The organism is Oceanotoga teriensis, assembly GCF_003148465.1.
GTDB classification, from domain to species: domain Bacteria; phylum Thermotogota; class Thermotogae; order Petrotogales; family Petrotogaceae; genus Oceanotoga; species Oceanotoga teriensis.
The window spans coordinates 59,158-79,039 of the sequence record NZ_QGGI01000013.1; the positions used below are offsets into that span (position 1 = coordinate 59,158).

Sequence of the window (19,882 nt, forward strand, 5' to 3'; positions counted from 1 at the left end):
TTTAAAGTTCGTCTGTTTTATTTTCTTCATTTGAATTTTCATTAAAATATTTAAAAGGTATTTTTATCAATAGTGGTTGATTATCTTCTATTACTTGTAAAGTTACTTCTTTTAAGAATACATTTACAGTTATTACCTTAGCAGGTTTTCCATCATATTCAATAGTAGAATTTTCATTTGGAACATTTTTTAATACTTCTTCATAAAAATCATTTTCATATCTTAAACAACATAATAATTTTCCACATCTTCCAGATATTTTAGCTGTGTTTATCATCATTTGTTGTGTTTTTGCAAGTTCCATTTTTATAGATGAAAACTCTCTTAAAAATCTTGCACAACAAGCAACTTGGCCACATAATCCTAAAGAACCTTTTATTTTTACTTCATCTCTTATTCCAACTTGTCTTAATTCAATTCTTACTTTATATTTTTTTGCAAGTACTTTTACCAATTCTCTGAAATCTACTCTTGAATCTGCTCCAAAAAATATTATAAGTTTAGATCTATCAAATGTATATCTTGCTTGAAGTACTCTCATTTGTAAGTTCATTTCTTCTGATTTATTTTGAGTATATTCTTCTACTTCCTTTATTTCTTGTTTTATTTTTTGAAATTCTTCTTCATCTTCTTCGGTTAAAATTCTTATTATTGGGTTTGGTTCATATCCCATTTCTTCTATTGATAAAAATTTTGTTTTTGTAATTATTTTACCAACTTCTAACCCTAATTCTGAATTAACAAGAACTAATGTATTTATTGAATAATCATCATCATTTTCTTCTTCTAAGAAAGTGTAATAAATTATTGGTTCTCTTTTTTCTAATTCTACCCCTATGACTTTTATTTTTGGATCAGGCATTATTTTCTCCTCCTGAATAAAGAATAACATCTATGTATTCTTAATAGATGTGTGTAAATCTCAATTTCAAATTTAAAATTTGATAATTTTGAGTTTATAATTCCATTATAATATTCATAACTGTCCTCAATATATTTTATATCAAAATTATAATCTTCTATACCAAAAAACTCACTCATATATAATAGATCTATCGTAGACCAATTTTTACTTGTTTTTGTTATTATAGAATCTTTTATTAATACTAATGAAATTTTAGATAGGAATTTTAAAAAAATTCCAGTATTTATATTTTCTTTTTTCTTTATTATTATTTTTGAAATTTTTAATACTTCATTTACATCATTTTTTATAATATTTTTTATTATTTGTGTATATGCAAATGTACTATTTATTTTGTTTAAAGGATTTTCTTGGTTTAAAGTCAATATCTCACAGAGTTCTTCTATATTTTTTTGTTTTATAATATTTATTTGCTCCAATATTATATCTTCAGAATTCTCATATAAAAATTTTGTAATTTGAAAATCATTTTCTACAAAATATTTTATATATTGGTGTGTATTTTTATATTTTTCATATATTTTGTTTTTGAAATTTGAGTCTAATTTTATATTTATTTTATTTAATCTACTTTTTATTGTTGGAAGTAATTTGTTCCATAAATTAGTATTAGTTATTATTATAGTATGTTCTGGAGGTTCTTCTAAAGTTTTTAATATAGCATTGGATGCTTGGATATTCATTTTTTCAATTTCATTTATAACAACTATTTTATATGAAGAATAATTAGGCTTATAAGAAATAAATTCTTGAATATCCCTTATGTAATCTATTTTAATATTAAAATTTTCTGGATTTATTTCTAGTAGATCATATTTATTAAAATCTTTTAAGTTTTTTATTAGATCTTTACAAAAATAAGTGTTTAAATATTTGTCGTTTGATGTAAAACATAAAGACCTACCTTTATAATCCGATATGTTATCTATTATACCATTTAAAATTTTATCATACATTATTTTTTCCTTTCATAAATTATTTATCTGTATAAGTCAAGTAATAATCCATTTATTTCTTCGACTTTAGATGCAAAGTTTAAAGTGTTTTTTTCTTTATTTATTAATGCTTTTGTTATATCTTGTATTTTTTGATCTACTACTTCAGCTATTATATGAAGTCTTGGATTTCCATTATCTATATTTATATCTTCTTTTACTTTATAAAGTTTTTTTTCTATTTTTTTTAAATATTCTTTTATAGATCTTTTATATTGATTTAAATTAATTTGAGTTGGAGATTTTACAAATCTATTCCCTTGATTTAATATTTCATCTACAAGTTTTTTTAATTCTTTTTGAGAAATTTCATATTCTTTTTCTGTTAAAATATCGAAAAAACCTATATCTTCAGTTGAAGAATTTTTTTTTGATGAACCATTTTTTTTAATTTTTTTAGTTTTTCCTTTTGATTCAGATTTTTTATTGTTTCCGAGAGGGTTTATGTTCATTTTGAATCACTCCCATTTATAATTATTTAATAAGTTTATTAATTCATTTTCTAATTCATCTTTTTTTACATTTTTATAAAACTTTCCTTTTTGATATATTGCTGCAGTTTGTCTTGAACCAGCTATTGCTATATCAGAATGTTTAGCTTCACCAGGACCATTTACAATGCATCCCATGACAGCAATATTTATATTTTTATTAGTTTGTATATTGTTTGTTAGTTTTTTTACTTTTTTTACTAATTCTTCAATATTAATTTCTGTTCTTGCACAAGTAGGACATGAAATTACTCTTATTCCTTTTTTTAATCCTAATAAAGTCAATAATTTATTGGCTGAAATTACTTCTTTTATTGGATCTCCTGTTATAGAAATTCTTATTGTATCTCCTATATCATTTAATAATAAAGCACCTATACCAGCTGAAGATAGTATTAATGAATCTTCATATATTCCAGCTTCTGTTATTCCAATATGTAAAGGATAATCTACTTTTTCTTTGATATACTTATAAGCTTTAAATGTTTGAATTGCATCTGATGATTTTGCAGAAATGAATATATCTTCAAATTCAAATTTTTCCAACAATTTTACTTGTTCTAAAGCACTTTCTGCTAGAGCTTTTTCTGGAGAGATGTTTAGAAATTTTTTTGATATTGAACCTGAATTTGAACCTACTCTTATTGGAACTTTGTATTCTTTAGCATATTTAACTATTTCTTTTATTTTATCTTTTTTATCGATATTTCCTGGATTTATTCTTATTTTTGAAATTCCGGCTTTTATTGATTCTATAGCCACTTTATAATTAAAGTGAATATCTGCTATTAAAGGTATTTTAACATTCTTTATTATTTTTTTTAAGGGTTCTATATCTTCTAAATCTCTAACAGATAGTCTTACTATTTGTGCGCCTGCATTTGAAAGATTATTTATTTGATTTACAGTAGATAGTACGTCTTTAGTATCAGTATTTGTCATACTTTGAATTACTAAAGGGTTTTCTCCACCAATTTTTATATTTCCAACATTAACTACTTTTTTTGAAAACATTATAAACTCCTTTTTATTTTATTATTCTTGAGATATCATTGAAAGTTACATATATTGCAAATCCCATCAATAGTATAAATCCTATGAAATGAATAATACCTTCAATTTTTGGATTAACTCTTTTTCTTGTTATTATTTCATATAATGAAAAAACTATTCTTCCTCCATCTAAAGCTGGCAAAGGTAATAAATTAAATACCCCTAGATTTATAGTTATTAAAGCTATTAAATTCAGTATGGATTCTAAACCTGCTTTAGAAGCTTGACCAACTATATTAACTATTCCAACAGGTCCAGATAATTCATCTGTAGAAGTTTGACCGGTAAAGAGTTGAGAAAATACCTGTATAACAGATTCTATAAGAGATTTTGCCCAACTAAATGACATAGGAATTATTTGACTTAATGTTGGATGTAATCTTTCTGAATTATCTATAAATCCCGGAATTGATAAATAATTAAATAATTCTTCTTTAGTCATATTTAACTCTATTATTTCATTATTTCTAGATATTTTTAATAATAAATCATTTTTAGAACTTCTATTTATTTCTTGTATTTGATTTCCATATGTCGTAATTAATATAGTGTTTTCTGGTATATTTAGTGTTTGAATTGTACTTATTAATTGTGTTCCATTATTTATATTTTTTTCGTTTATTCCCACTATTAAGTCATTTTTTTGAAAAATATCTACATCTTTCATTATTTTATTTGAAAATAAATTAAAGGTTATACCTATTACTGGTTTTTGATCATTTATCATATAATTTGAAATAAATCCAGAATATATAGAGTTTTTATAAGAAATTTTTGTTAAATCATTTTTTTCCATTTTATTTAAAATATTATAAAAATTTGCAGAATCATTTATTTTTAAATCATTTTCAATTTTATTTGATTCTTTTATTTCATAATCATATAAATATATTAAACTCTGTTTTTCTGATAATACAGGAGAAACTTTTAAATCCTTTAATATTCCATTTCTATCTACAGTTAAATTTATTGGTTTATTATTTCTCAATTCTATTGCAAGAATTGAAGGATCAAAAATATAATCACCATTTATTTTTAAAATAGTATCATTTTCTTGTAATCCTGAAATATAAGCTGGCGAATTTTCTTGAACTTGTGCTATTCCAACTTTTGGAAATCCATATCCAATACCTATTATAATAATAATTATAAGTCCAAGTAAGAATGAAAATAAAGGACCTGCAAAAGATATCAAGAATTTTTGCCAAGGTTTTTTATTTAAATACAAAGTTTTATCATTTTCATCATATTCAGGGCTTTCAATATCTTCTCCAGCAAGTCTCACATATCCACCAAGTGGTATTGAATTAAATCTAAAAGTGGTATTTTTCCCTTTTATATTAAAGAGTTTTGGACCAAATCCAACAGCAAATTCTTCTACTTTGGTATTAAACATTCTTGCAAATAAATAATGTCCGAGTTCATGTGCAACAACTATTAAAGTTAATATTATCATAAACCATATTAAAGTCATTATCATAAATAAAAGTATCCTCCTTTGATTTTAATTATTTATATATTGTTTTAATATATTTCTTGATATTTTATCTGTTTCATATATATCTTCTATGTCATTTATTTTTATATTAATTTTATCTATTTCAAGTATACATTTTTTTAGTATATTAGAAATATCGGTAAATTTAATTTTTTTGTTCAAAAATAATTCAACTAATTCTTCATCTATTGAATTATATGCAATATGTAATTTTTGATTTCCCAATATTTCAAATGCTAATTTTAAAGAAGGATATCTTTGATAATCTACTTTTTTAAATTCTATATTTTTTAAAGGAATCATTTCATCTTTGTAAGATCTTTTTGGGTATGTTAATGAATAAGCTATTGGAATTTTCATATCTGGTTTTCCATAATGTAGTTTCATAGTTCCATCTTCAAAATATATTATCGAATGAATATGAGAATTTTCATTTATAATTACATCAATTTTTGGTTTATCAAACAAATAATATGCTTCTATTACTTCTAATCCTTTATTAACCATAGTTGCAGAATCAACAGTTATTCTTTTTCCCATATTCCAAACTGGATGGTTTAATACTTTTTCTATAGTAACATTTTTTAACTCTTCTATAGGAGTATTTCTTAAAGAGCCTCCACTAGCTGTTATTATTAAATTAGAAGGAGATTTTTCACCTTCCAATAATTGAAATATAGCACTGTGTTCAGAATCAACAGGTAGAAGTTCTATATTTTTTTCTTTTATTTTTTTGATTACTATATCTCCACCAGATACTAAAGATTCTTTATTTGCTATACATAATCTTTTTGAAAATTTTATGGAAGTTAATGTATTTTTTAAACCTGCAAAACCAGAGGTTGCAATTAAAGAAATTTCTGGTTTTTCAAATTCTAAATATTCTTCAAGTTTTTGATAATTTGTAATTATATTACAATTTCTATATTTTTGTGGTAAAGACCCTTTTTCTTTATAGTCATTTATATATAAAAATTCTAAATTGTATTTTTCTATAATTTTTTTTGCTTTTTTGAAATTTGAATTTATAGTTCCACCGATGAGTTTGAATTCTCTTTTAAAATTTTCACGATTTAATACTTCTAAAGTTTGAGTTCCTATGGAACCAGTTATACCAAAAATAAATATTTTTTTCATATTTTGTTCACCTCAGACTTGATTATATGTTTAATATGTTTTATAATTAATTTATAAAGCAGTATAAAGTATATTTAATGGGGGAAAACATGTTTAAACTTATAAAATATTTTTATATTAATATTATTATATTAACGATAACTTTTTTGTTATCGGTTTTCTCATTAAAATTATACATTATTATTTGTTTATTAATGTTGATTTTCTTTAACATTTGTTTTTTATTTGAATTTAAAAAGTACATTAAAATTAAGAACAGCAAAGGATTTTCTTCACTAAATTTAACTAAAGATTCTTTTTTGAATTTTATAGTTCAAAAGACTAAAGAGATTTATAATATTGAAGATTTCAATTTTTATGTTTATTATAGAGAAGATAAAATTTTTGAATACTTTTCAAAAGAATATCCATTTAAAAGGAGAATCAGGAGTTTTTTTGATGAAGATATTTATATAATTATAGAAACTCAAAAAGAAAAAAACATTTCTGAAGATTTGTTTTTTGATGTTTTTAATTTCATTAATATATATATTATTATGAATAATTATAAAGATGATTTTAATAAAGTAAAAAAAGAAATTAAATTATCTCAAATACAATTTTTAAGTAAATTAAGACTTTTAGCAGATAGAGTTGATAATCCTTCACATAATAAAAGAATTGGACTTATGTCAAAAAAATTAGCACGACTTCTTGGAATAAATGAAAAATATGTTTTCGAAATATCTGTTTTTGCTCCATTACATGATATAGGAAAAATTTTTATTCCAGAGAGTATTTTAAAAAAACCTTTTCATCTTAATAAAGAAGAATTTAATATAATAAAAAAACATTCGATATATGGTGCAGAAATTTTACAAGGCATAGATTGGCTTAAAGTTGCTTGGGAAATTTCTTTATATCATCATGAAAAATTTAGTGGTGGAGGATATCCTTTTGGATTAAAAAAAGATTCGATTCCAATCAGTGCAAGAATTGTTTCAATAATTGATGTTTATGATTCTATAAGAAGTGAAAAAGTTTATAAAGCTTCAAGTGATCATATTAAAACTATTGAAAAAATGATTTTAATGCAAAAAAATAACGATTACTTTGATCCAGATATTTTTTCCATTTTTATTGAAAATAATGAATTATTCAATAAAATATTTGAAGAAAATTAACTTTTAAGTTAATAGAATTTAATGTTTTTTATGTATTCTATACTAAGAACTTTTAATTAGTCCAGAGAGGCTAAAAAGGAGGAGATTTACATGGCAGAATTTACCAAAATTCTTAGAGGTAATGAAAAAGATCTTACAAAAAGGACCATTCTTAAAAGATGTATTCTTTCCTTACAACACTTTGTTGCGATGTTTGGCGCTACAATTCTTGTTCCTTTATTAACGGGTTTTGATCCATTGGTAACTCTTTTTGCAGCTGGTTGTGGAACTTTAATTTTTCATTTTGTAACTGGCTTAAAAGTACCAGTATTTTTAGGATCCAGTTTTGCATTTATAGCCCCTATAATGGCTGTTAAAGAACAATATGGAGATTTATCATATGCTTCAGGTGCAATAATGATTGCTGGACTTGTTTATTTACTATTTTCATTGATAGTAAAATTAATGGGTTATGATATATTAAAAAAACTCTTTCCTACTACTGTTACAGGTACAATGATTATAATTATAGGTTTATCTTTAGCACCAACAGCCATGAATATGTCTTCTTCTAATTGGGTAATTTCAATTTCCACTCTTATAACAGTTGTAATCTTCTCTACTTTTTTTAAAGGGTTTTTGAGTATGATTCCGGTTTTAATGGGAGTATTAATTGGATATTTGATTTCAGTAATTACAGGAAATGTTGATTTTACAGCAGTTACAACATCTTCTTGGGTTTCTATTCCTTCTTTCTCTTTGCCAAAATTTAGTTTAGACGCAATTTCAGTTACTGTTCCTTTAGTACTTGCAACTTTTATGGAACATATTGGAGATATAACTACAAATGGTGCTGTTGTAGGTAAAAACTTTTTTAAAGATCCTGGATTGCATAAAACTTTATTAGGAGATGGAATTGCTACAGCATTTGCAGGTTTTGTAGGAGCTCCAGCTAATACCACTTACAGTGAGAATACAGGAGTATTGGCAATTACTAAAAATTATGATCCTTCAATAATTAGAGGAGCGGCATTTTTAGCAATAATATTTTCTTTTTTATCAAAGTTTGGCGCTATATTGAGTACTATACCAGAGGCTGTTATTGGTGGAATAGGGTTAATGTTATTTGGGATGATTTCATCTACAGGGATTAGAACAATAGTTAATGATAATGTTGATTTTTCAAATTCAAAAAACATTTGTATAGTTTCCATAATGCTTACAACAGGTTTAAGTGGTATAGCTATAAAACTTGGAAATGTTGAGTTTAAAGGTGTAGCTTTAGCAGCAATAGTTGGGATAATATTAAATTTAATAATACCTGATTTAAATAAAAAAGCAAAAAAAGATAAGATTTGATTAAATCTTATCTTTTTTTTTATTGTATACTTTTTTGATGTATAATATAATTAATAATCATCATAGGAGGTATATATATTATGGGTTTGGGAAATTTTTTATTAGAGATGTCTAATTTATTTACTATAAACAGATGGAATAATAGACCTGCATTATTGAGATTTACTGAGGCTGATAATCTTTTTAATTCTATAGCTTTATCATTATTTACTTATGAAGAATTGGAAAAAAAGGATACTATAAAAATAGTTCATAATAAAATAATAGATGTTATACCCAAAGTGGTTTTATCAGATGTATCTTTGAATACTAAGAATAGAATTAATAATATAGATAAAAATATTTGGCAAAAAGTTAAAGATTCAGCTATAGAAGATATAAAAAATATGATTGAAGATGATAAAGTAGTAGAGATTATTTATAAATATAAATTAAATGAAGATATAGTTGAAACAGAAAAGCTCATATCTTATTTAGTATCTAAAAAGGAAGTAGAATTCAATAGAAGAGTTTTTCCAGAATATTATGATGAACCTTATAAAGAAACTGAAGAAGAAATAAAAAAAATAATAACTCCATATTCCTATAAATTAGAGAAATATAATGATTTTCTTTTAAATACTACATTTAGACTTAGTTCTATGATAAGATGGAATAAGAGTCAAAGGAATATTGAAAGTTCGGTTGCTGCACATTCTTTTTTTGTTTTAACTATTTCATATTTTTTGGCTAATTTATTTGAATTAAATGAGGATCAAATATATGATATTATAATTGCTTCTACATTACATGATTTGCCTGAATCTTTTACCGGAGATGTTATATCACCAACGAAAAGAAAAGTTAATGGTCTAGAAGATATAATTACAGAAATTGAAAATGATTATGTTGAAAAATGGATGATACAAAATTCTTATATAAATCAAGTAATGAAAAGATTTAAAAATTATGTTATAAATCCTTTTGAAAATGATTATGGTCAAATAGTAAGAACAGCTGATTTATTAGCTGCTATTTTAGAATGTTCTATGGAAATTAAAACTGGAAATCAAAATAATCTTTTTAGAAAAGCGTTTTTTTCAACAAAGAAAGAAATAAAGAGTATATGTCCTTATGATATTTCAAGTTTAATAGATGAGATTGAATATAAAACATTTTAAATAAAGCGGCTTTTTAAAGCCGCTTTATTTTTTATTCTGATCTAACAAATTTTTTGCTTCCATCTTGGTATTTAAATTTTACAACTATTCCTTTTTGAGGTTTTTCATAGCCTGAAAAGATTTTGTGTACATTAGTTTCATTTACACCATAATTAACAGCTTCTTCTGAAATGTGTGCTTCAAATGGGTCTTCACTGTAAACAAACACTGTAACTTCTATCTCCTTCATAAGAAAACACCCCCATTAAAAAGTTTTTTTGGATTCTAATATGAAAGTAACCGGTCCATCATTTATCAAATGTACTTTCATTTCTGTCTGAAATTTTCCTGTTTGTAAATTTATATTATAATTACTTTTTACATAATCTAAAAATTGTAAATATATTTCATTAGCTTTTTCAGGTGGTGCTGATTCTGTAAATGAAGGTCTGCGACCTTTTCTACAATCGCCATATAGAGTGAATTGTGATACTATCAATAATTCACCACCTGTTTCTAATAAGGATAAATTCATTTTACCATCTTTATCTTCAAAAATCCTTAAATTCATTATTTTATCTGCAAGCCATTTTATATCTTTTATGTCATCATCATTTGAAATTCCCAATAATAAAAGAAGGCCTTGTTTTATTTTTCCAGTAACTTCTTCATTTACTTTGACTTTGGCTTCTTCTACTCTTTGGACTACAGCTCTCAAAATTAAACCCTCCTCACGGAATATACTCCTTTTATTTCATTTATTTTATTTATTATTCTTATTATATGTTCATTATTTGTAACTTTTAGTCTTATTTTTGTTCCTAATATATCTCCTTGTTTTATAATTTCAAATTTTTCTAAGTGGCCTTTTTCATTATTTATTATAGTTCTTATCGAATTCATTAAATCTTTATTTTCCATTTCAACTTTTAAAATAGCTATATATATATTATCTGGATCATCAGCCCATTTAACATTAACAGTTTTTTCTTCTTTTACACCTCTAATATTTTTACAATTATTTCTATGTATTACTATTCCTCTTTTACTTATTATACCAATTATATCATCTCCTTGCACAGGAGTACAACATTTAGCAAAGAAAGAATCTACACCTTCTTGTCCATCTATTATCACTGAGATGTGATTTTTTCTATTTTTTGTTTTATCTGGAATTAATTTTTTTTGTTTTTCTTCTTCAGTATTTATAAATTGGTTTTTTATAGTATTTATGTTTATTTCTTCAAGATCTATTTTTATAAATAAATCTTCATCATTTTTTATATTATATTTTAAATAAAAAGCATTTTCTTGAAGTTTTTCAAGCATTTCGTCCATAGAAAGATTCAATTTTTTTGCCAATTCTCTAAATTTATCTTTTCCTTTATCTATTAAATCTTTTTCATTTTTCTGTCTATAATATTTTTTTATTTTACTTTTTGTTCTTGGTGATTGAGCATATTTTAACCAATCTATACTTGGACCATTAAAATTTCTATTTATTATTATTTCTATTACTTCACCATTATGTATTTTATAGTTTATTGGTACTATTCTTCCATTTACTTTAGCTCCAGCATAGTGATTTCCAACATCCGTATGAATTGCGAAAGCAAAATCAATAGGAGAAGCATCTTTTGGAAGATGTATTACTTCACCTTGAGGGGTAAATACAAAAATTTCTTTTGATAATAAATTTGTTTCTATTTCTTTTAAATCAAAAGCACTTTGGGCTATATCCTTGTGTAATTCCATTAAATTATCGAGAAATTTAACTTTTTCTTTTGATACACCTTCTTTATATACCCAATGTGCTGCTAATCCGTACTCTGCCTCTTCATGCATTTCCCAATCTCTTATTTGAATTTCGAGAGGTTCACCTTTATGAGTGATTACTGTTGTATGTAATGATTTATAACCATTAAATTTTGGAGTAGCTATATAATCTTTTATTCTTCCTGGCATTGGAGACCATATAGAATGAACTATTCCTAATGCAGCATAGCATTGATTTTGATTTTCTGTTATTATTCTTAGAGCAATATAGTCATATATTTCATCTAATGATTTTTGTTTTCTAACCATTTTGTTGTATATACTATATAAATGTTTAGCTCTTCCTGAAACCTCTGCTCTTATTTTATGTTTTTTTAATTCTTTTATTAATATATTTTGATATTCTTCGATACTTTTTTGCCTATTTTTTAACTTATCATCAAGTTTTATTCTTAATTCTCTAAAAATATCTGGTTGAATATATTTAAAAGATAAATTTTCAAGTTCAGCTTTCATTTTATATATACCAAGTCTATGAGCTATAGGAGCATATATTTTTAAAGTTTCATTAGATTTTATTATTTGCTTATTTCTTTTTACATGTTGTAAAGTTCTCATATTATGTAATCTATCGGCTAATTTTACAACTATTACTCTTATATCTGTTGACATTGCAAGAAGCATTTTTCTTATAGTTTCTATTTTTTCAATTGATTTTAAATCGGATTTACTTAATCTTTCATTTAATTTTAAGTTAGATATTTTAGTAACTCCATTTACTATTCTTGAAACATCAATTCCGAATAATTCTTCTATTTTTTCTATTGGAACATCGCAGTCTTCTACTACATCATGTAATAATCCAGAAGTTATTGTATCTATATCCATTCGATAACCTGCTAATATTCTTGCTACTTCTTTGGGATGTTCAAAAAAAGGTTCTCCGGAATCTCTCATTTGTCCTTCATGTGATTTTTCGGCTAATTCATACGCAAGTATTAATTTTTCTTTTTCTTTTTTATTAAGCTTTCTATCTAAAATATCTTCTATTTCTTTTAAAAAATCTTTAGAGTCATTCAAAATTTCCACCTCATATATATCTTTTTTTATATTATATCACAGTCAAATAAATGAATATATTGAATATCTTAATATTTCTTAATATTTTTTAAAATTACATAAAAAAGTAAGTAATAAAATGAGTGTGTAAATATCATATTTTAAGGAGGGTTTTTAATGAAAAAAGGTCTTTTAATTTTATTAACTTTAGTACTTATGGTAATTGGTTTTTCTGAAACTTTGGTTATTAAAGGTTCAAATACTATATTTCCAGTAGCTCAATTGTGGATAGAAAATTTAAAAGAAATAAATCCAGATTTAAATATTACTTTAGAAGGTGCAGGTTCTTCTACCGGTATATCAGCACTATTTAATGAAACTACCGATATTGCAAATTCTTCAAGATGGCTTAAAGATAAAGAAATTGAAAAAATGCACGAAGAGAAAAAACTTTTTATGCCTATAGTAGTTGGTTATGATGGGATTGCTTTGATTGTAAATAAAGAATTGGGTATAGATTCTATAACTATAGAAGAATTAAAAAAAATATATACTGGTGAAATAAGAACTTGGAAACAATTGAACTCAAATTTACCTAATAGCAGAATAGTTATTTATTCAAGAAATACAGCTTCAGGTACCTTTGAAACTTTTGAAAATAAAGTCTTAGATGGTGCAAAAATGGATCCGACAGTTAAAATGGTTGAATCTACTCAATTTGAAATTGATCAAGTTTCAAGAAATAAATATGCAATAGCTTATGTTGGAGCTGGTTATGTAAATGATTCTGTAAAAGTATTAAAAGTTGAAAATGAATTACCAACAAAATTAAATATCTTAAATTCCATTTATCCTATATCAAGACCTTTATATATGTTTGTAGATGTAACTAATGGTTATCCAGAAACAGGTAAAATAAAAGAATATATTACATATGCTTTATCAAAAGATGGTCAAGAAATGGTAGAAAAAGCTGGTTATGTTGCTGCATATGGATTTTAATTGAAGCTAAAACTAAGGAGTGTATTTAAATGACTAAACGTGATATAAAAGATAAAACAAATAAAATACTTATCACAGTAGTAGCTTCATTTGGTATATTAATATTAGTAGGTTTATTTTCATTCATAATAAAAGAATCTATACCAGCCCTAACAGAAGTTGGGGCTGAAATTTTTACAAGCTATAATTGGTATCCTACATATTCAGATGCTGAATATGGAATGCTTACAATGATTATAGATTCTCTATTAATAACTCTATTATCTGCTGTGATAGTTTTGCCTATTGGTTATATAATTGCTTTTTTTATGTACGGATATGCAAATAAAATAGAGAAAAATATAATAAAATCTTCTATAGATCTATTATCAGGTGTGCCATCAGTTGTAATAGGAACTTTTTTGATAATATATATTTCTCCTTGGATGCTCAAAATCGGGGCTTGGTCGGCAGAGAATATTTTTCTTGGTTCTATAGGTCTTTCTATATTATCATTACCTTATACAGCTTCTTTGATGCAAGAAGCTTTAGACGCGATAGATCCAAAATTAAAAGAGTCTGCTCTTGCTTTAGGTTCTTCAAGATTTACAGCAGGTTTTAAAATTGTTTCAAAAGCTGCTATTTCAGGTATCTTTAATTCAATAATTCTTTCAATAAACAGAATAATAGGTGAAACCATGGTTGTTTTAATGGCTGCTGGAGGAGCTAATTTAATTCCAAAATCAATTTTTGATCCTGTAAGACCTTTAACTGCTGCCATTGCAAGTGAAATGGGTGAAGTTGAACTTGGTAGTTTACACTATTCATCACTATTTGTTGCAGGATTAATTTTATTAACTATAAGTTTTTTATTAACTTTAACTTCTAAAAGATTGACAAGGAAGTGGACTAAATGAAAAAAGATATTATAATTTCATATATTTTTAGAATAATTTCATATATATCTGTTTTTATAATTTTACTTATTTTTGGAACTGTTATATTATCTGGTATAAAGTATTTTACACTATCTTTTTTTACTGAATATCCTAAACAAGGTATGACAGAAGGTGGTATATGGCCAGCTATATTAGGATCTTTTATAATGATAGGTCTTACTCTTATATTTTCAATACCAATTGGTGTTTTAACAGGAATATTTTTATCTGAATATGGAAAAAATACCAAACTTGGTAGAATATTAGATATTGCAATAACCTCTTTATCAGGTGTACCATCAATTGTTTATGGATTATTTGGTTTGGCTTTGTTTTCAATAACTTTAGGTTTTAGAACTTCTATATTATCTGGAAGTTTAACATTATCTGTAATGACTTTACCAATAATTTCATCTTCTGTTAGAGAAGCTCTTTTCTCTGTTCCGAATACTTTAAGAGAATCTGCGTATGCACTTGGTGCAAAGAAAACAGAAGTTATATTTAAAATTTTAATTCCAGCATCTAAATCAAGAATAATAACTGCAATATTAATAGGTATAGGAAGAGTTATTGGAGAAACAGCTCCTGTTTTATTGACTGGTGCAGTTTTTTATTCATCATATTTCCCTAATAATTTACTTCAGCCCACTATGACTTTACCTACTCATATATATTTTTTAACTATGGCATATGGTGAGGATGCACAGTGGATGGCTCAGGGTTCTTCTGCATTTTTAATGCTTTTAATTTTAGTAATTTATTCTATTGCTTTTAGTATTAGGAGGAAATCAAATGCAAAATAATGATGATATAATAAAAATAAGAGATTTCAATGGATGGTATGGAGATAAACAAGCTTTAAAAAATATAAATTTAGATTTTTATAAAAATAAAATAAGTGCTATAATAGGTCCTTCAGGATGTGGCAAATCTACTTTATTAAGAAGCATAAATAGAATGAATGATGAAATTGTTGAATATAAAGTTAATGGAAATATATTTTATGAAGATAAAAATATATTTGAAAAAGATATAGATTTGACTTTATTCAGAAAAAAAGTAGGAATGGTTTTTCAAAAACCTATTCCTTTTCCAATGTCAATTTATGATAACGTTGCTTTTGGTCTTAAAATTCATGGAATGAAAAATAAACAAAAAATTGATAAAATCGTTGTAAAATCTTTAAAAAGAGCTGCTTTGTGGGAAGAAGTTAAAGATGAACTTGATAAATCAGCAAATTCATTATCTGGTGGTCAGCAACAAAGATTATGTATAGCTAGAGCTATTGCTGTTGATCCTCAAATAATACTTTTAGATGAACCAACTTCCGCTTTAGATCCAATAGCCACTCAAAAAATCGAAAGATTAATAGAAGAATTGTCTGAAAAATATACTATAATAATAGTAACTCATAATTTAGCTCAAGCTGTTAGAATTTCTGATTATATGTTTTTTATGTATCAAGGTGAATTAATAGAATCTGGTTTAACATCTGAAATAGTTAAAACACCTAAAGTTTCATTAACTGAAGATTATTTAAACGGTAGAATTGGATAGGAGGTTTTTATAATGGCTAATATGCACCATTTAGATAATGAATTATTGATTTTAAAAGCTGATATATCAAAACTTTTATCATTAGTACTTGAATCCTTTGAGTTAAGTATAAAATCTCTTGAAGATTCTGATTTATATATGGCAGACAAAGTTTTAGAAATGGATGATTCAATAGATGAATTAAATAGAAAAATAGAAGACTCTGTTTATCAAATAATTGCAAGATATAATCCTTTGGCTAAAGATTTAAGATATGCTATAACAATGATAAAATTTTCTAATAATTTGGAAAGAATCGGAGATTTATCTTGCAATATTGCCAATAAATTAAAAAGATATTCTGATTATAATTTAAAAGGACTTTTAAATAAAGATATAAAAAGAATGTTTGGTATATCTTTACAAATGTTAAAAGATTCTTTTAAAGCTTTTGGTGAAAAAAATATTGATATAGCTGTAAATACTTGGAAAATGGATAATAAAATTGATAATATTGAAGATGAAATAAGAAATGATGCTGTAAAAAAAATGAATGAAAAAGAGTTTGATAATGAATTAATTGTTCCTTATATATTAATTGCAAGAGATATAGAAAGAATAGCTGATCATGCAACTAATCTTTGTGAAGAAATATTATATATAGAAACTGGTAAAGAAATAGATAAATACCTCTAAAAGGAGGAATTTTAAATGGCTGATATTTTAATCGTTGAAGATGACAAAGATATACGAGATATATTAAAAACTTATTTAGTATATGAAAGACATAATGTTTATGAATGTGAAAATTTATCTGAAATGAGATTTTTTTTAAAAAATAATAAAAATATTGATATAATGCTTTTGGACATAATGCTTCCAGATGGTGAATCTGTTGATGAACTTCCAAAAATAAGAACTATTAATTCTGAATTAGGAGTTATAATAATTTCTGCAAAAAATACAGATAGAGATAAAATTTGGGGAATTGAATCTGGAGCTGATGATTATATAACAAAACCATTTAATCCAAAAGAAGTTATTGTTAGAATAAGAGCTCTTTTAAAAAGAATAAAAAATGAAGACAAAGTTTTAAATTATGGTACTTTACAAATTTTTCCAAATAATTATTCTGTAAAATATGATGAAGAAGTAATAGATTTGACTTCAAAAGAATTTGAAATACTATATTTATTGGCTCAAAAACCCGATAGAATATATTCCAGAGAAGATATAATTTCAAGAGTATGGTTTGATGATGAATATATAACTGATAGAGTAATAGATGTTCATATAAGTATGATTAGGTCGAAAATTGGTAAGAATTGGATAAAAACAATTAGAAGTGTAGGTTATAAATTTAATAAAGATGCTGATTTGATAAGGAAAGGCTGATAAATATGGATAATTTTAATTTTGATGTTTTTAATATGTTTAATATAGCAATTTTAAATTTAGATACTACGAAAATATTGAAAACTAATAAAAAAGCAAAAAATTGGGGTTTTAAGCAAGATGAAGATATATTACATGTATTTTCTTTCAATGAAATAGATGAATTAGTTAAATCTATAATATTAAAAAAAGATTATATTACAGAAACTAATGTTTATTTTCTTGAAGGTAAAAGTAGATTTGTAAAAATAATTTGGGACTCTAAAAATAAAATACTTTCATTAGAAGATAGAACTGATTTTGAACTCTTAAATAAAGTTAAACAAGATTTTATTACTTCTTTATCTCATGAACTTAGAACACCATTATCTGTTGCAAAAGGAAATATTCAAATTATAAAAGATTTTTATTCTGATGAAAAATTTAAAGAAAATATTAATAAAGTAGATATTTCTTTGTTAAAAATAGAAAAAATAATTACTCAGTTAACAATGTTATCAATGGCTCAATTTGGTAGTTATACTATAAAAAAAGAAATTATAGATGTAGATATTTTAATAAACGAAGTTATAAATGATCTTTCATCTAAAATGAATAAAAAAAATATTAAAATAAATAAAGAAATTAAAAATGAAACTTTAAATATGGACAAATTTATAATATATACTATAATAAGAAACATAATTTCTAATGCTATAAAATATTCTTATGAAGATTCTGAGATTAATTTGTTAATAGAAGATAATAAAATTACTATACAAGATTTTGGTATAGGAATAAGAGAAGATGATAAAAAAAGAATTTTTGAAAGATTTTTTAGAGGTTCAGATGCATATAAACATGCAAAAGGATCAGGTTTAGGATTATCAATAGTAAAATATTTTTGTGAATTGTCTAATATAAAAATTAAATTTGATTCAAAATGGATGATAGGGACTACATTTTTTTTAGAATTTTAATCTGCATTTTTATGCAGATTTTTCTTTTTATTAGGTTTATTTTTATTATATGATAAAAATATATCGTTCAAGTATTATATAATATGTATTTTTAAGTAAAATAAGGATTTTTATTAATAAATATTCTTATTTTCTTTTTTTTACAATCATTCAATTTTAATAACGTGTAAATATTTTTTGTTTTTTTTGAATATCATGATTTAATCAAATTGATTTACTAATTAAAAAAGGAGAATATTTTATGAAAAATGCTATTAATTTAGAGGATATTAAAAGAAGTAATAGAACTACCGTTTTAGAAATACTTCATAATAATGCTCCTATTTCAAGATCCGAAATAGCTACAATATCTGGTTTAACAAAAACATCTGTAACAAATATAATAAATGAACTTTTAAATTACAATTATATTGATGAAGTTGGAACGGAAACAACAAAAAGCGGTAGAAGAAAAACTTTATTAAAGATAAAAAAAGATTCATTTAAAATACTTGGAGTTTCCATATCAAGAAGATATATTTATGTTGGTCTATTTGATGCTGATTCTAATCTTTTGTATGAAAATAAAAAAGATTTTTCAAGTAAAAACACTAATTTTGAATCTGAAAGTATTCTTTTTGAATGTATTGATGAACTTTTAAAAAATTCTAATACTAAAATTTCAAATATAAATGGTATTGGTGTTAGTATTCCCGCTCCAGTTAATCCAATTCTCGGAAAAGTAATAGCAACTCCTTCATATTATGAAGCTTGGAAAAATATTTCTATAAAAGACATTTTAATTGAAAGATATGGAATTAATACTTGGATAGATAATGATGCAAATGTTGGAGCATTATCAGAAAAATGGTATGGAATAGGTAAAAATTATAAAAATTTTGTGTATTTAGTTGCAGATGTTGGTCTTGGTAGTGGAATTATCATAAATAATTCTTTATATCGTGGAAGTTCTTATATGAGTGGTGAAATAGGACATACATTTATAAACGATTTTATTAAAAAAGACGAGTTTAATTTTATAGAAGAATATTCTGGAATCAGATATATTTTAAATAAATATAAGGGGATTGATTTTGAATATTTTTTAAATAATTATTCTAAAAATAAAGATTATGAAAAAGATATGAATATTATGATAGATTTAATCTCCATTTCTATTTTAAATATAATTACTTTAATAGATCCACAAGCTATAATACTCGGTGGTTCATTATCTTATTTAAAAGAAACTTTATTGAATAGAGTTAATAATAATATAAAAAAATATTTATTTGGTCCAATTAGGACAAAAATTATTATTAATAGTGAATTTGAAAAAGATATTTTAAAAGGAAGTTCTGCATTAGTTTTAGAAAAATTATTTTCTGATCCTTATAAGTATCTATTAAAATAGATTTTTCTCAAGGGAGGTAGGAAAGATGAAAAAAGTAATAGTAATGATGTTATTAATGGGGATAATGTTAATAGGGAATGCAGCAGGAGAATTAGAAATATTCAGT

At 24.3% G+C, this 19,882-nt stretch carries 20 protein-coding genes; 11 read left to right on the plus strand and 9 right to left on the minus strand.

Annotated features, from left to right (window positions below):
- Position 1: 1 nt before the first annotated feature.
- From C7380_RS09485 to dxr, 6 genes are read right to left on the minus strand one after another with little or no spacing between them, the layout of a single operon-like run.
- Positions 2 to 862, minus strand: a complete 861-nt coding sequence (locus C7380_RS09485; protein ID WP_109605281.1) for a PSP1 domain-containing protein — start codon at positions 860 to 862, stop codon at positions 2 to 4.
- Positions 862 to 1,881: a DNA polymerase III delta subunit-related protein gene (locus C7380_RS09490; RefSeq protein ID WP_109605283.1), complete on the minus strand. Its 1,020-nt coding sequence runs from the start codon at positions 1,879 to 1,881 to the stop codon at positions 862 to 864. The genes C7380_RS09485 and C7380_RS09490 overlap by 1 nt, the downstream gene beginning before the upstream one ends.
- Before the next feature lie 23 nt (positions 1,882 to 1,904).
- The gene (locus tag C7380_RS09495; protein WP_109605285.1) at positions 1,905 to 2,372 is read right to left on the minus strand and encodes a YaaR family protein; all 468 of its coding nucleotides are present in this window, start codon (positions 2,370 to 2,372) and stop codon (positions 1,905 to 1,907) included.
- Between the two features lie 6 nt (positions 2,373 to 2,378).
- Positions 2,379 to 3,425 carry a flavodoxin-dependent (E)-4-hydroxy-3-methylbut-2-enyl-diphosphate synthase gene (ispG, locus tag C7380_RS09500; RefSeq protein ID WP_109605287.1) on the minus strand — a complete coding sequence of 349 codons (1,047 nt, stop codon included), beginning with the start codon at positions 3,423 to 3,425 and terminating at the stop codon, positions 2,379 to 2,381.
- A gap of 13 nt (positions 3,426 to 3,438) precedes the next feature.
- Positions 3,439 to 4,944 (minus strand): M50 family metallopeptidase, encoded by a 1,506-nt coding sequence (locus tag C7380_RS09505; protein WP_109605289.1) that lies wholly within the window; start codon positions 4,942 to 4,944, stop codon positions 3,439 to 3,441.
- Positions 4,945 to 4,968: 24 nt separating this feature from the next.
- Entirely contained in the window at positions 4,969 to 6,099 is a 1,131-nt protein-coding gene (dxr, locus tag C7380_RS09510) for a 1-deoxy-D-xylulose-5-phosphate reductoisomerase (RefSeq protein ID WP_109605290.1), read from the minus strand.
- Between the two features lie 299 nt (positions 6,100 to 6,398).
- On the opposite strand from dxr, the gene C7380_RS09515 reads away from it, so the two are divergent.
- The 3 genes from C7380_RS09515 (at position 6,399) to C7380_RS09525 (ending at position 9,760) form a co-directional block, all read left to right on the plus strand.
- The gene (locus C7380_RS09515; RefSeq protein ID WP_158274866.1) at positions 6,399 to 7,262 is read left to right on the plus strand and encodes an HD-GYP domain-containing protein; all 864 of its coding nucleotides are present in this window, start codon (positions 6,399 to 6,401) and stop codon (positions 7,260 to 7,262) included.
- Positions 7,263 to 7,352: 90 nt separating this feature from the next.
- Complete coding sequence (locus tag C7380_RS09520) at positions 7,353 to 8,600, plus strand: uracil-xanthine permease family protein (RefSeq protein ID WP_109605295.1); 1,248 nt, start codon at positions 7,353 to 7,355, stop codon at positions 8,598 to 8,600.
- 80 nt (positions 8,601 to 8,680) lie between these two features.
- A complete protein-coding gene (locus C7380_RS09525; RefSeq protein WP_109605296.1) occupies positions 8,681 to 9,760 on the plus strand; it encodes a YfbR-like 5'-deoxynucleotidase in 1,080 nt (359 codons plus the stop codon).
- A gap of 31 nt (positions 9,761 to 9,791) precedes the next feature.
- On the opposite strand, the gene C7380_RS09530 is transcribed toward C7380_RS09525, so the two are convergent.
- From C7380_RS09530 to C7380_RS09540, 3 genes are read right to left on the minus strand one after another with little or no spacing between them, the layout of a single operon-like run.
- Positions 9,792 to 9,989: a hypothetical protein gene (locus C7380_RS09530; protein WP_109605297.1), complete on the minus strand. Its 198-nt coding sequence runs from the start codon at positions 9,987 to 9,989 to the stop codon at positions 9,792 to 9,794.
- A gap of 15 nt (positions 9,990 to 10,004) precedes the next feature.
- Positions 10,005 to 10,457 carry a D-aminoacyl-tRNA deacylase gene (gene dtd, locus C7380_RS09535; RefSeq protein WP_109605299.1) on the minus strand — a complete coding sequence of 151 codons (453 nt, stop codon included), beginning with the start codon at positions 10,455 to 10,457 and terminating at the stop codon, positions 10,005 to 10,007.
- Between the two features lie 2 nt (positions 10,458 to 10,459).
- Complete coding sequence (locus C7380_RS09540) at positions 10,460 to 12,595, minus strand: RelA/SpoT family protein (protein WP_371682087.1); 2,136 nt, start codon at positions 12,593 to 12,595, stop codon at positions 10,460 to 10,462.
- A 156-nt stretch (positions 12,596 to 12,751) separates the two neighbouring features.
- On the opposite strand from C7380_RS09540, the gene C7380_RS09545 reads away from it, so the two are divergent.
- From C7380_RS09545 to C7380_RS09580, 8 genes are all read left to right on the plus strand, one after another.
- Complete coding sequence (locus C7380_RS09545) at positions 12,752 to 13,576, plus strand: phosphate ABC transporter substrate-binding protein PstS family protein (protein WP_109605301.1); 825 nt, start codon at positions 12,752 to 12,754, stop codon at positions 13,574 to 13,576.
- A gap of 29 nt (positions 13,577 to 13,605) precedes the next feature.
- Positions 13,606 to 14,472 (plus strand): PstC family ABC transporter permease, encoded by an 867-nt coding sequence (locus C7380_RS09550; RefSeq protein ID WP_109605304.1) that lies wholly within the window; start codon positions 13,606 to 13,608, stop codon positions 14,470 to 14,472.
- Positions 14,469 to 15,296, plus strand: coding sequence for a phosphate ABC transporter permease PstA (gene pstA, locus C7380_RS09555; RefSeq protein ID WP_109605305.1), 828 nt, complete (start codon positions 14,469 to 14,471; stop codon positions 15,294 to 15,296). The genes C7380_RS09550 and pstA overlap by 4 nt, the downstream gene beginning before the upstream one ends.
- Complete coding sequence (pstB, locus tag C7380_RS09560; protein ID WP_109605307.1) at positions 15,286 to 16,050, plus strand: phosphate ABC transporter ATP-binding protein PstB; 765 nt, start codon at positions 15,286 to 15,288, stop codon at positions 16,048 to 16,050. The genes pstA and pstB overlap by 11 nt, the downstream gene beginning before the upstream one ends.
- A 12-nt stretch (positions 16,051 to 16,062) precedes the next feature.
- Positions 16,063 to 16,725 (plus strand): phosphate signaling complex protein PhoU, encoded by a 663-nt coding sequence (gene phoU, locus C7380_RS09565; protein ID WP_109605309.1) that lies wholly within the window; start codon positions 16,063 to 16,065, stop codon positions 16,723 to 16,725.
- Between the two features lie 15 nt (positions 16,726 to 16,740).
- Positions 16,741 to 17,424: a response regulator transcription factor gene (locus tag C7380_RS09570; RefSeq protein WP_109605311.1), complete on the plus strand. Its 684-nt coding sequence runs from the start codon at positions 16,741 to 16,743 to the stop codon at positions 17,422 to 17,424.
- Between the two features lie 5 nt (positions 17,425 to 17,429).
- The gene (locus C7380_RS09575; RefSeq protein WP_240597586.1) at positions 17,430 to 18,383 is read left to right on the plus strand and encodes a sensor histidine kinase; all 954 of its coding nucleotides are present in this window, start codon (positions 17,430 to 17,432) and stop codon (positions 18,381 to 18,383) included.
- Between the two features lie 241 nt (positions 18,384 to 18,624).
- A complete protein-coding gene (locus tag C7380_RS09580; protein WP_109605315.1) occupies positions 18,625 to 19,776 on the plus strand; it encodes an ROK family transcriptional regulator in 1,152 nt (383 codons plus the stop codon).
- Positions 19,777 to 19,882 lie beyond the last annotated feature (106 nt).

Bases quoted from the DNA above. Each gene is read 5' to 3' on its own strand.
- pstA (WP_109605305.1), top strand. From the start codon at position 14,469: ATGAAAAAAGATATTATAATTTCATATATTTTTAGAATAATTTCATAT.
- C7380_RS09575 (WP_240597586.1), top strand. From the start codon at position 17,430: ATGGATAATTTTAATTTTGATGTTTTTAATATGTTTAATATAGCAATT.
- C7380_RS09545 (WP_109605301.1), top strand. From the start codon at position 12,752: ATGAAAAAAGGTCTTTTAATTTTATTAACTTTAGTACTTATGGTAATT.
- C7380_RS09505 (WP_109605289.1), bottom strand. From the start codon at position 4,944: ATGATAATGACTTTAATATGGTTTATGATAATATTAACTTTAATAGTT.
- pstB (WP_109605307.1), top strand. From the start codon at position 15,286: ATGCAAAATAATGATGATATAATAAAAATAAGAGATTTCAATGGATGG.
- C7380_RS09495 (WP_109605285.1), bottom strand. From the start codon at position 2,372: ATGAACATAAACCCTCTCGGAAACAATAAAAAATCTGAATCAAAAGGA.
- C7380_RS09530 (WP_109605297.1), bottom strand. From the start codon at position 9,989: ATGAAGGAGATAGAAGTTACAGTGTTTGTTTACAGTGAAGACCCATTT.
- C7380_RS09580 (WP_109605315.1), top strand. From the start codon at position 18,625: ATGAAAAATGCTATTAATTTAGAGGATATTAAAAGAAGTAATAGAACT.
- C7380_RS09525 (WP_109605296.1), top strand. From the start codon at position 8,681: ATGGGTTTGGGAAATTTTTTATTAGAGATGTCTAATTTATTTACTATA.
- C7380_RS09550 (WP_109605304.1), top strand. From the start codon at position 13,606: ATGACTAAACGTGATATAAAAGATAAAACAAATAAAATACTTATCACA.
- phoU (WP_109605309.1), top strand. From the start codon at position 16,063: ATGGCTAATATGCACCATTTAGATAATGAATTATTGATTTTAAAAGCT.
- ispG (WP_109605287.1), bottom strand. From the start codon at position 3,425: ATGTTTTCAAAAAAAGTAGTTAATGTTGGAAATATAAAAATTGGTGGA.
- dxr (WP_109605290.1), bottom strand. From the start codon at position 6,099: ATGAAAAAAATATTTATTTTTGGTATAACTGGTTCCATAGGAACTCAA.
- C7380_RS09570 (WP_109605311.1), top strand. From the start codon at position 16,741: ATGGCTGATATTTTAATCGTTGAAGATGACAAAGATATACGAGATATA.
- C7380_RS09485 (WP_109605281.1), bottom strand. From the start codon at position 862: ATGCCTGATCCAAAAATAAAAGTCATAGGGGTAGAATTAGAAAAAAGA.
- C7380_RS09520 (WP_109605295.1), top strand. From the start codon at position 7,353: ATGGCAGAATTTACCAAAATTCTTAGAGGTAATGAAAAAGATCTTACA.
- C7380_RS09490 (WP_109605283.1), bottom strand. From the start codon at position 1,881: ATGTATGATAAAATTTTAAATGGTATAATAGATAACATATCGGATTAT.